A 10,060-nucleotide genomic window follows, 5' to 3' on the forward strand; every position below is an offset into this window, starting at 1 on the left:
TCGGCGCGCGCTCTGTGCACTGATCGTAATCTAAAGGTCCACACATGTCCGTACTGAATTTTTCTATCGACCCACAAATGCTTGCTGCCATCGATAAGCACAAGGAACTGCAGCAAATGGACGGGGGCCTTCCGACATCTCTTACCGAGAACCGCGCACAACAAGATCGACTGGCCCCGTACTGGTCAGATGGCGCGCCAACAGTCGCAAGCGTCACCGATTGTACGATTCCAGGTGCTGCCGGAGACATGGCTATTCGCATCTATCGGCCGGTGGTAGTCGACCCGAGCGCCATTATCCTTTTTCTTCACGGAGGAGGCTGGGCGCGAGGCACGATATCAACCGGAGACTGGGCTTGCAGGGCTTTCGCGGCTGAGACCGGATTTCCCGTCATCTCTCTTGCGTACGCCCTCGCTCCCGAGAATCCATTTCCGGCCGCGGTCAATGATATCCGAAGCGCTATGAACTGGTGCGCTGAAAATACTGGCGCGCTGGGCGCTAACGGTGAACGGGTCATTCTGACTGGCACATCGGCCGGAGCTAATCTCTCGATTGGCGTGGCGCTCGCGCGCCGCGACCTGGGTGAATCCGAGCCTATAGGGCTAGGGCTGTTGTTCGGGGTGTTCGGCCATAATCTCGAAACCGATAGCTACAAAGCATATGGCCGCGGCCAATACGGACTGTCGTATGCCCGGATGAAGCAGTATTTCGAGTGGTACGTTCCCGAGGACGTCAGCCCGCGACATCCTTGGATCTCGCCGGTGAATGCCGACCTGTCGGCTCTTCCACCCACGTTCGTCGGCATCGCCGAGTTCGACGTCCTTCGCGACGACTCCTTTCTGCTCGCTGGTCGGCTCGCCGCGGCAAAGGTCCCTCAAACTGTCAGACACTATGAAGGACTTGCACATGGTTATGCGATGTTCGCGCGGGGGGTTCCGGCTGCTCGTGATGCACTGTCCGAGACGGCTGACTTCTTCCGTACGGTGGCCCGGACGGCCTGCACCTAGAAGTGCCAAGACCCTGGTCAACGAAGAGATAAAGGAAGCGTTGTGGCACCGCCGGAAGAGTTAACCGATTGTCATGTTCACATCTTCGGAACAAGCCGCGCAATGGCCGTCGCGCGCTATCCGCACCCCGAAGAGGAGGCGACGTTAGCTAACATTGAAAAGATCGGCGGGAAGCTTGGAATCCGCCGATACGTCCTAACACAGCCAAGTTTTCTTGGTTTTGACAACTGCATGCTCTTGAGCGCCCTGGCCGCGCGCCCCGACACGCTGCGAGGCGTTGTGTGGTTGGACAACTCTTGGGACCAAAATTCGCTGCCCGACCTGGCCACTAAAGGTGTGGCGGGGCTACGGTTTCCACTGAAGTATTCGGCGGACACCCCCGATTGGCCGTCATACTCAGCGCTTTTTTCGATGGCGGCGCGGACGGCAGTCCATGTGGAACTCGGCCTTGGAGGCCCAGAGTTGGTCAAGGCGATGCACTTTGTCCTCGGTCAAGGGGCTCAGGTCGTCATCGCGCACCTTGGAATGTTCGACCCAGATCTCGGACCAGACAGAGACCCAACCTTCGGCGCCATTCTCGAGGCCGGACAAACGCGACAGGTCTGGGTGAAACTATCAGCGCCTTATCGGTCAACCGCACAGGCCTCAACACGGGCTTGTGAGCGATTGCTCGAAAAATTCGGCCCCGAGCGTTTGGTTTGGGGGTCCGACTGGCCTCACGTCGGCCCGCGCCTCGATCGCAAGACGACGTACGAGATGACGTTCTCATGGTTCAAGCGAATTGTGAAAAACGATGAGGTCGCGCGACAAATTCTCGTGACGTCGCCAGAGCATCTCTACCGGTTCAAACCTCGCTGAGGCAGCCCTTCAAAAATCTCCTGGAGAATAAAATGAACTCTCAAATCGAAAAGCCAGCCAAACCAATTAGCCTCGAACGCTCGACCCCTCCAGCATCACCGCATTTACAGGATGCGGTCAGAGAAGGACTCCGTGCTTTGAGCGACTTCACGGATATTCCCAACGTTCTCCGAACACACCGGTTTGGCGGAACTGAAGTTGATAGATCAAACGCAGCCCACTGGCTAAGCTCAAGATTCGGGACGACCGTCGACCCAAAGCGGATCATTCTTACGAACGGCGCTCAAAACGCTATGGTACTTGCTTTGGGCTCGGTAGCCGGCTCTGGAGACACTGTGTTGATGGAGCCACTTAGCTACCATGGCTTTCGGAAGCAAGCCCATCTTCAGGGGATTCGAACCGAGATCATTGAAATGGATGATGACGGCGCGGATCCTGACACGTTTGATAGAGCATGCAAGCAGTTCAACCCGAAGGCTCTTTTCCTGATGCCGACGGTGCACAACCCAACGACGATCGTGATGTCTATGTCGCGGAGACAGGAAATAGCCCGTATCGCGAGACAGCATGGCGTTCGTATTATCGAGGACGATGTGTATGGGATTTTGCCGCAGAACGTTCCTGCGCCTTTCGGCGCCCTTGCTCCGGATGTTACATGGCACATAACGAGTTTTGCCAAGTGCGTAGGTGCCGGTGTTCGGCTCGGCTATCTCGTCGCTCCTGACACGGAAGCAGCCCAAGCTACCTTGGATCGCTTCTACGGTATTTCGTCGTGGTACCCCGCTTCCCTTTCTGTTGAATTAGTAAATCATTGGTTGAGCAACTTGGACATTAATACGTTAGTAGCTGGGGTGAGGACGGAGGCAATAGAAAGGCAAAAAATTGCGACTGATCACCTGAAAGGCGTTCCCTATAAAACGCGGCCGGACGCGTTGTTTCTTTGGATAAATCTTGACGGTATCATCGACCAAGACACACTGGTCGCGAAATGCGCCGCGAAAAATGTGATTATACGACCTGGTAGGCTATTTGCAACTGATCCCGCGCATTCTGGCAACTTTGTCCGCATCGTCGTAGGAAGCCCGGATAATCGTGAGGACTTGCAACAAGCAATGTCGGTTATAGCGGAAGTTCTGGAATAATCAGCTGCAACATCGTCCCCCTCTGAATATGGGGAGGGATCGGACTCTGACTGGTTTGGCTACCCTCTCAAGTATCCAAGGGCAACCTGGCTGTTCCGCAGCATCGCGGCTGAACCAGCATTTGCTCGAAGCGTACCTTCCAGCGGCGGCTAATTTTTTCAACAGGCGCGGTCGATGTGTTTGGATAGCAACGCAGTTACAGCAGGCGCGACGATCAGGGCCGCAAAAAGCCGCGCCAACTGCATCGCTAGCACGAAATGAATATCTGCACTTGAGGACATTGCTATGATTGCAATCGCATCCACACCGCCAGGGGTGGTAGCTAAGTAGGCTGTTAAGGGATCAATTCCGCATGCAGATACAAGAAAGACTGCGATACCGCCGCAGATAGCGATCTGCGCAGAAGTTGACAAGATCAAAACAGGAAAAACTCTTGATGCATGCCTCAAAACGTCGACGGTAAACTTTCCACCAACCGTCCATCCAATGAGACAATTCGCCAACATGATTATCAATGTGGGAAGCGTGAGGTCCAATGATAGTGTGGTTTTCGCTAGAGTGGCAGCGATCAGAGGAACTAAAAACGTTCCTGCGGGAACTTTCAGCCATCTCCCAATCAATGCACCACTTGAGGCAATAGCCAAGGCGTGAAGCGACAATGGCCCGACATCTGCTGATGGCGTCAAAGTATGGAAAATTGATCCGTATGATGATCCGAGATAGCTGACAATGGCGATCGCAACGACAAGACAGGTAACTACCCGAATGTACTGCATCAGCGCTACCAAGCGCATGTCCGCTCCATAGTTGACAGACATCAGTATCATTGCTGTCGCTCCCCCAGGAGAGGATCCCCATAGACCAGTTGTACCCGGGAGCAAATGCGATCGTTGGAGAATCAAACCGATCATTGTAGATGCAACAAGCGTCGAGGCCGTGCCAAAAAGAAATATCGTCCAGCTCGTTGCAAGTTCGCCGAAGGCAGAAGCAGGCAGCTGGTTTGCAACCATCACAGCGATCATTCCCTGCGCCAAAGCAAACATCGAAGTGTTTACCTTGATCGCTCCGCCTCTGACGGTTAGCAGTAACGCAGCAATCATAGATCCGAATAGCAATGGCGCCGGTAAGCGCATGGCATGCATAAGCATCGAAATGAATGTCGTGAAAATAAAAAGAGTAAAATAGCACTTAATACATGAATTATTCTTTTTAATATTGCTCAAGAATATTCTTATCCAGTGCATTCCACGTACCCCTTCTCTCGCGATTCGTTTAGGTGGATTGAAATGTCACACTCAGACGAGTGACTTTACCAATGCCACATGTGGACCTGTTGTTGGATTGTGAAAAACGCGGCCCAGCGAATGAAACCCGCAATGCTCGTAGAAGCTTATCGCTGACACTCGTCCCTCGCACCAGACGACACCGCCGCCCCGCCTAGTGACTTCCTGCAATCCGAAATCGACTACACGGCGCCCTATTCCCCTCCCTTGGTAGTCTGGATGAGTTGCCATAGCCCGGAGACGCCATACCGAGCGAACTCCTGAGGACGCGAACAGCGTTATCGGTGAATCTAATGCAAAGGAGGCCGTCGCGACGAGCTCCTTACCGATAAAAGCGCCCACGTGGAAATGCCATGAAGTTCCCTTGTGCAAGTCATGCCAAGTTTTGTTTGGCGACCGGAGCACTAAGTCTCTCAATGCATTTCCTTCTTCGAGAGAGATTAGTGACACCTCGACAAGGTTTTCAGGACCTCCATTGTTCTCCATGGATACAGTGTGACCAGGACTACTCGCTATGTCTGGTGCATGTGGCGTCATTTTACCCTCCACCAAATTGGATCACCTACTACGCCCTATGGACCGGAAATGATCAGGAGCACGTTGAGGAAATAATCGTGAGAGCGGACTCTAGGATATTGTCAGTGGCCGGGTTTCCCAGCCCAATTCGGATTGTGTCAGGGACGGGCGTGTCACCGATCACAAATCCATCGCTCGTGGAAACGAGTACACCCTTGTGCTCTAGTTCCGTGGCCAAGCCGGCACTGGTCTTCCCGGGCGGCGTAGCGATCCAAACGTGAAGGCCGCCGTCCCCCAGTCGATAGTCCATGGACGCAAAGTGCTGATGGACCAATTGATGACGAGTTTCGGTTGCTTCCCTGACCGCTTGGAGAATGTCGAACAGCTTACGCGTCTCGACGAGCTCTGTGGCAAGAGCGGCGCTGAGGGGGGCGGTCATCCAGAATGTCGCGCGAACCCCAGGCCAGAAGAGCTCTTCTGCTTTGCTCTTCGACGGCGCGACGACATATGCGGCCTTAGTGCCGGGCGCGACGCTCTTCGCCAAACCCAGCAAATACCAAGAGATTTCAGGAGCGAGCGCCGACAACGGAGGGGGAGCATTCTCCGGGATGAGGCTGTAGATGTCATCCTCAATGATCGATACGTTATAGTGGCGGGCGATCGCAACAATCTCTCGTCGCCGCTGCAGCGACATCGTGCCTGTCGTCGGATTCTGAAGTGTGGAAAGAGGATAGAGGGCTTTCGGCCGCTCTTGTTCGCAAACGGCACGGAAAGCGGCCGGGATGATCCCCTCGTCGTCGAGCCTTACAGGCGCGAGTTTGATTCCGTATCTCGCGGCGAAGACCTTGATCGGCGGATATGTCAACTCGTCTACCGCCAGCACGCCGCCATCACCAACAAGGCCCGGAAGCAACATGTTCAGACTGCTCTGTGTGCTGCTGGTCAGCACAATCCGACCGGCATCGGGGAGATAACCCAGCCGCGTCTCGCAGAGCACCGCGCCCGCTTCACGGTCGCGTTCAGTTCCACACCATCTGTGATGCCCGATGATCGAACTGGGCGAGGAATGCTCCAAGATATTTCCGATGGCCGTCCGAATGATCGGATCGAAAACTTCAATGATCGGCGGCGGCGGATTCAATCTAAGCGCAATGGAATCCGAAAATGAGAATGCCGTCCGAGGAGGAGTTTTGGGCATTTCAGTGATGGCAATATTGCTCATTACAACGTCCTCACCTGTAATTTGACGTGAATTCTCGCTTTGACACTAAAGCCAACCGCGCATCGCTAGGGTGGAAGAGACAGCAATGGCTGCGACAGTGGCGACCGGGACAGCTCGTCCACGGATCGCTGGAACCTTGATCGTCGTGGTGACGTGCAGCACGGCGAGGATGATGAATGCGATAGCGACAACTGCGGGATAGGCGGTCACCGGGACTATAGGCCGCGCCAGGAGCAAGATAGCGATCAACGGCGTGTCGTAGGAGACCGGAATGCCAGCGAACTTGGCGTCGCTCGTCAGTCCGACATTTTCGAAATAGCTGAGGCGGATCGCGCCAGCCAAAACCAGAACAAGAACCGTAATGAAGGAGAGGAGACTTCCCTGGCCGATCAGCACGATCACGGTCGACGGAAAGACGATGCCGTGGATAAAGTCAACGAAGCCGTCAAAGCTCTTGCCGAAATCGGCCATGCCCGGCCGCCGGTGGTCCTTCGTCTTGCGTGCCACATGCCCGTCCCAGTGATCGAGGAACCAGGTCCAGAGCATCGCGGCCGTTCCGAGTTCGACGTGGCCGTTCAGCGCGAGAAACAGGCCGGTGATCGCAAAAACGTACCCGACTGCGGTGATGGCGTTGGCGCAATCCCGGAGATAGAGCAGCATCACCGCGCTCCTTCTTCCAGTTGGGCGAGCACACCACCTTTAGCGCCCGTGCGACCTGCGAAGATGCTTTCTGCGATGCGCAAGTCGGCTTCGCTATCGATCTCGTACCATTTCAGATCGTCGCATCGCGCGGCAGCCAGCCGCAGCCCATGCCGCTCAATGAGGCGGGCGAACAGCTCTTCGGTATAGGATTTCACCGCGCCCGCTCCGACGAGGTCGTCGAGATAGGGAACGATTTTCGAACGCAGATCGGGGCTGGCGAGACGGATCAAGTTCATCGTCTTGAAGAGCTGCGGCGATCCGTCAGTCAGGTTCGCGGCGGTCTGTTTCATGCGGAATTCCGTGATGTAGCCGTTGTCGGACAGAACAACGGCAGAGCCCTCCATGGAAGCATCGAACGGCGCGACCGCAGCGACATTCTGTGCGTCGCCTATGGTCAGATTACGCAGCGCGTCCAGCTCGAAGAAAACGTCTCCCTCCAGAAGATAGGTGTCTCCGCGCAGCAGGGCTTTCCGAGCGAGCCAGAGTGAATAGGCACTGCCGGTCCGCTCGAAGACCGTCGACTCGACATAATCAATGTCCAGCGCTCCGAACCTCTGGCCGCAAGACGCACGGATCGCCTCCTGCCGATAACCGACGACGATCGTGACCTCCCTGACGCCAACTGCTTCCAGATTGCGCAGCGCGTTGTGCAGGATCGGCGTGCCGAGCACCTCGACCAGCGGCTTCGGCACGAGATCGGTATAGGGGCGGAGGCGAGAGCCAAGCCCCGCCGCGAGAATAACGGCTTGTTTCACTTGCGTCATGATCAGTCTCCGGTTCGAGGGTGGAGGGGTCAGGCCGCAGCCTGCCGGCTCTTCAGTGCGTTGAGCGTGCCGACCAGCTTTTCGAGAGCCGGCAGCAGCAATTCGGATGGGGCGCCGAAGGAGAGGCGCAGACCGGTCGGATCGCCGAAGGTCGAACCAGCCACCGAGGCGACACCCGTTTCCTCGAGCAGGAGGCTGGCGATGTCGTCGACGGTTTTGACCGGCGCCCCGGCTGGAAGCTTGGCCAGCAACTCGCCAAGATCGAGATAGAAGAAGAACGACCCTTCGGCCTGCGGAACCGGCACATCCGCGAGCCGCGCCAGAATGGCAAGCCCGTCCGTTCGCGCTCGGCTCAGGCGCTCGAACATGCCCTTCTCGAACACGCCATCGGTGACCTTGAGGTGGTGGAGGATCGCATGCTGGGCGATGACGTTCGCGTTTGAGGTGGTATGGCTTTGCAGTTTCTTCGCCGCCGAGACAATCTCCGGCGGGGCCGCGAAATAGCCGAGCCGCCAGCCAGTGATCGCCAGTTCTTTCGAGAAGGCGTTGACCAGAACCGTGCGCGACCGGATGCCAGGGTGAGCGGTGACGATCGATTCATGCGGGTGACCGTTGAAGACGAAGCTCGAATAGCACTCGTCCGAAATGATCCAGAGCTGGTAGCTGTTGGCGAGGTCACCAATCGCCTGCAGCGTCGCCCTGTCGTAGACGGCGCCAGTCGGGTTGTTCGGCGAGTTGAGGATGATAGCTTTCGTCTTCGGTGTCACCGCAGCGCGGACGCTTTCGATCTTCGGGATGTAGGCAGGGCCTTTGACGTCGACGAAGATGGGCTTGGCTCCGGCAAGCAGCACCTGAGACGGAAGGGTTGGCCAGCAAGGCTGGAAGATTATTACCTCGTCACCAGGATCGACTAGAGCAAGCATTGCATCGAGTAGCGCCTGCTTGGCGCCGTTGGTAATGACGACGTTGTCGGCGGTCCATTTCACGTGCGTGCTCGCCGTGAGTTTCATGGCCACAGCTTCTCGGAGCGGTTTGAGGCCGATAGAATCGGTATAGCGGTTGATGCCGGCCTCGATCGCGGCGACCGCGCCATCGCGCACCGTCTTTGGTGGCGCTATGATTACCTCGCCGGCGGCGAGATCGACGATCTCCTTTCCGCCTGCGGCCGCCACCTTTGCGGCCTCACGCGCGGCGGCGGTGCCCGATCCTGAAAGCAAAGACATCCGTTGCGCAAGCATATGCGCCTCCTTCGGTCAGATTGTTGATGGTGCGTGTCTCTTGGCCGTTTCAGCGCTGGCCGGCGCAGGTCATGCGTGCTTGGGCAGGTAACGGTCTTCAGCTGAAGAAAGCTCATCGTAGTTCAGAAGGCCGAAGACCTCTTCGAGCGTCGCTACTTCGGGTTCGACGCCGGCGATGCTTTCCTCGGCCATAATCCGGCCGCAGGTGGTACGCATCGCCGAGATGGCCGCTCGCATATTGTGATTGGCCCAGATCACGGTGGAAATCTTTGCGTCGCGATAGGCCGAGATGGGGGTTTTGTAATACTTGGTCGGCACGATCACGATCGGCAGCTTGTCGGCCCATTGCCGCGCAAAGTCGAGGATCTCAGTCGCGTCGCTCTTTCGCGAATGGATCAGGATCGCGTCGGCACCGGCATCCGCATAGGCGTCGGCGCGCAACAGAGCTTCGTCAAGGCCATAGCCGGCGATCAGCGCTTCGATGCGCGCAACAAGAACCATATCCGGTACGGTGTCCTTCACGGCCCTCAGCCGACCGGAAAATTCGTCGACATCGGCAAGCGGGTGCCGGTTTCCGACAAAGGAGTTCATTTTTGGGAAGCCCTTGTCCTCGAGGCAGACACCCGAGGCGCCGCGCTGGCGCAGTTTGACGGCAAGTAACCGGGCATTATTGAAATTGCCAAAGCCGGAGTCTCCGTCGACGAGAATAGGAAGGCCACTGGCGTCGGCCATTCGTTCCACGACATCGACCACCTGGGTCCACGACGCCTCATTCGCGTCGCGGTAGCCGAGGCTCGAGGAGATCGAGAGACCTGATGCCCACAGAGCCTTGAATCCGGCCTGCTGCGCGATCGCAGCCGAAAGGCCGTCGTGCGCCTCCATGGCAAACGAGAGATCGCTGGAAGTGATGAGGTGGCGCAGGCTTTGTCCCGAGCGCTCATCCGAATTAATCTTGTGCTGCGAGTGATTTGGAAGCATGCCGTGCATTGTCATCGCTCCTTCATAATTCTCCACGATAATATCTTCATTGATCGCGTCAAGAAAAATTTCAGTGAAAAACCAGCAGCTTACCGGGAAACTACAGAACAAATAACGATCCGTTTACAGATTAACGCTGATCAAAATCCAGATGCCATGCCTATGAACTTGAACGTTATAATCAATGCTATATGGATCATCATAATTTTCGATATATTCGGCTTTATAATGCAGAATATATCCGTGATTATAATGCGCCTCACAGATTGCTTGAGAGTCCGTCCGAGAATTCATGAGCGGCGTGCGATCCGTCTGACGAGGGTCATGATGGATGCGGCATAAAGGAAGGC

Annotated in this window: 11 protein-coding genes; 3 read left to right on the top strand and 8 right to left on the bottom strand. The window is 56.2% G+C overall.

Annotated features, from left to right (window positions below; genetic code table 11):
* The first annotated feature begins 44 nt into the window (after positions 1–44).
* Genes ACMGE0_RS25835 through ACMGE0_RS25845 form a run of 3 tightly spaced genes read left to right on the top strand, consistent with a single transcriptional unit; the run spans position 45 to position 3,007 of the window.
* The gene (locus tag ACMGE0_RS25835; protein ID WP_436818754.1) at positions 45–1,007 is read left to right on the top strand and encodes an alpha/beta hydrolase; all 963 of its coding nucleotides are present in this window, start codon (positions 45–47) and stop codon (positions 1,005–1,007) included.
* Between the two features lie 42 nt (positions 1,008–1,049).
* Positions 1,050–1,865 (top strand): amidohydrolase family protein, encoded by an 816-nt coding sequence (locus ACMGE0_RS25840; protein WP_436818755.1) that lies wholly within the window; start codon positions 1,050–1,052, stop codon positions 1,863–1,865.
* Positions 1,866–1,897: 32 nt separating this feature from the next.
* Positions 1,898–3,007: an aminotransferase-like domain-containing protein gene (locus ACMGE0_RS25845; RefSeq protein WP_436818756.1), complete on the top strand. Its 1,110-nt coding sequence runs from the start codon at positions 1,898–1,900 to the stop codon at positions 3,005–3,007.
* A 158-nt stretch (positions 3,008–3,165) separates the two neighbouring features.
* Here the strand turns inward: ACMGE0_RS25845 and ACMGE0_RS25850 are convergent, their stop codons facing one another.
* From ACMGE0_RS25850 to ACMGE0_RS25885, 8 genes are all read right to left on the bottom strand, one after another.
* Positions 3,166–4,251: an AbrB family transcriptional regulator gene (locus tag ACMGE0_RS25850; RefSeq protein WP_436818757.1), complete on the bottom strand. Its 1,086-nt coding sequence runs from the start codon at positions 4,249–4,251 to the stop codon at positions 3,166–3,168.
* A 51-nt stretch (positions 4,252–4,302) separates the two neighbouring features.
* Positions 4,303–4,827 carry a GNAT family N-acetyltransferase gene (locus ACMGE0_RS25855; protein WP_436818758.1) on the bottom strand — a complete coding sequence of 175 codons (525 nt, stop codon included), beginning with the start codon at positions 4,825–4,827 and terminating at the stop codon, positions 4,303–4,305.
* 52 nt (positions 4,828–4,879) lie between these two features.
* On the bottom strand, positions 4,880–6,028 hold the full coding sequence (locus ACMGE0_RS25860; RefSeq protein ID WP_436818759.1) for an aminotransferase-like domain-containing protein: 1,149 nt from the start codon (positions 6,026–6,028) through the stop codon (positions 4,880–4,882).
* Positions 6,029–6,073: 45 nt separating this feature from the next.
* The gene (locus ACMGE0_RS25865; protein ID WP_436818760.1) at positions 6,074–6,688 is read right to left on the bottom strand and encodes a CDP-alcohol phosphatidyltransferase family protein; all 615 of its coding nucleotides are present in this window, start codon (positions 6,686–6,688) and stop codon (positions 6,074–6,076) included.
* On the bottom strand, positions 6,688–7,494 hold the full coding sequence (locus ACMGE0_RS25870; RefSeq protein ID WP_436818761.1) for a phosphocholine cytidylyltransferase family protein: 807 nt from the start codon (positions 7,492–7,494) through the stop codon (positions 6,688–6,690). Before ACMGE0_RS25870 ends, ACMGE0_RS25865 begins: the two co-directional genes overlap by 1 nt.
* Before the next feature lie 29 nt (positions 7,495–7,523).
* The gene (locus tag ACMGE0_RS25875) at positions 7,524–8,732 is read right to left on the bottom strand and encodes a pyridoxal phosphate-dependent aminotransferase (RefSeq protein WP_436818762.1); all 1,209 of its coding nucleotides are present in this window, start codon (positions 8,730–8,732) and stop codon (positions 7,524–7,526) included.
* A gap of 69 nt (positions 8,733–8,801) precedes the next feature.
* Positions 8,802–9,710 (bottom strand): phosphoenolpyruvate mutase, encoded by a 909-nt coding sequence (gene aepX / locus ACMGE0_RS25880; RefSeq protein WP_436818769.1) that lies wholly within the window; start codon positions 9,708–9,710, stop codon positions 8,802–8,804.
* Between the two features lie 123 nt (positions 9,711–9,833).
* Positions 9,834–10,060: hypothetical protein (locus ACMGE0_RS25885; RefSeq protein WP_436818763.1), on the bottom strand; the 227-nt coding region annotated here is incomplete at its 5' end.

The sequence above is a fragment of the Neorhizobium descurainiae genome, from assembly GCF_051400715.1.
Taxonomy (GTDB): Bacteria; Pseudomonadota; Alphaproteobacteria; order Rhizobiales; family Rhizobiaceae; genus Neorhizobium.

Coding starts and splice junctions, on each gene's coding strand:
- aepX (WP_436818769.1), bottom strand. CDS start 9,710: ATGCTTCCAAATCACTCGCAGCACAAGATTAATTCGGATGAGCGCTCG.
- ACMGE0_RS25845 (WP_436818756.1), top strand. CDS start 1,898: ATGAACTCTCAAATCGAAAAGCCAGCCAAACCAATTAGCCTCGAACGC.
- ACMGE0_RS25865 (WP_436818760.1), bottom strand. CDS start 6,688: ATGCTGCTCTATCTCCGGGATTGCGCCAACGCCATCACCGCAGTCGGG.
- ACMGE0_RS25855 (WP_436818758.1), bottom strand. CDS start 4,827: ATGACGCCACATGCACCAGACATAGCGAGTAGTCCTGGTCACACTGTA.
- ACMGE0_RS25860 (WP_436818759.1), bottom strand. CDS start 6,028: ATGAGCAATATTGCCATCACTGAAATGCCCAAAACTCCTCCTCGGACG.
- ACMGE0_RS25850 (WP_436818757.1), bottom strand. CDS start 4,251: ATGCACTGGATAAGAATATTCTTGAGCAATATTAAAAAGAATAATTCA.
- ACMGE0_RS25875 (WP_436818762.1), bottom strand. CDS start 8,732: ATGCTTGCGCAACGGATGTCTTTGCTTTCAGGATCGGGCACCGCCGCC.
- ACMGE0_RS25835 (WP_436818754.1), top strand. CDS start 45: ATGTCCGTACTGAATTTTTCTATCGACCCACAAATGCTTGCTGCCATC.
- ACMGE0_RS25870 (WP_436818761.1), bottom strand. CDS start 7,494: ATGACGCAAGTGAAACAAGCCGTTATTCTCGCGGCGGGGCTTGGCTCT.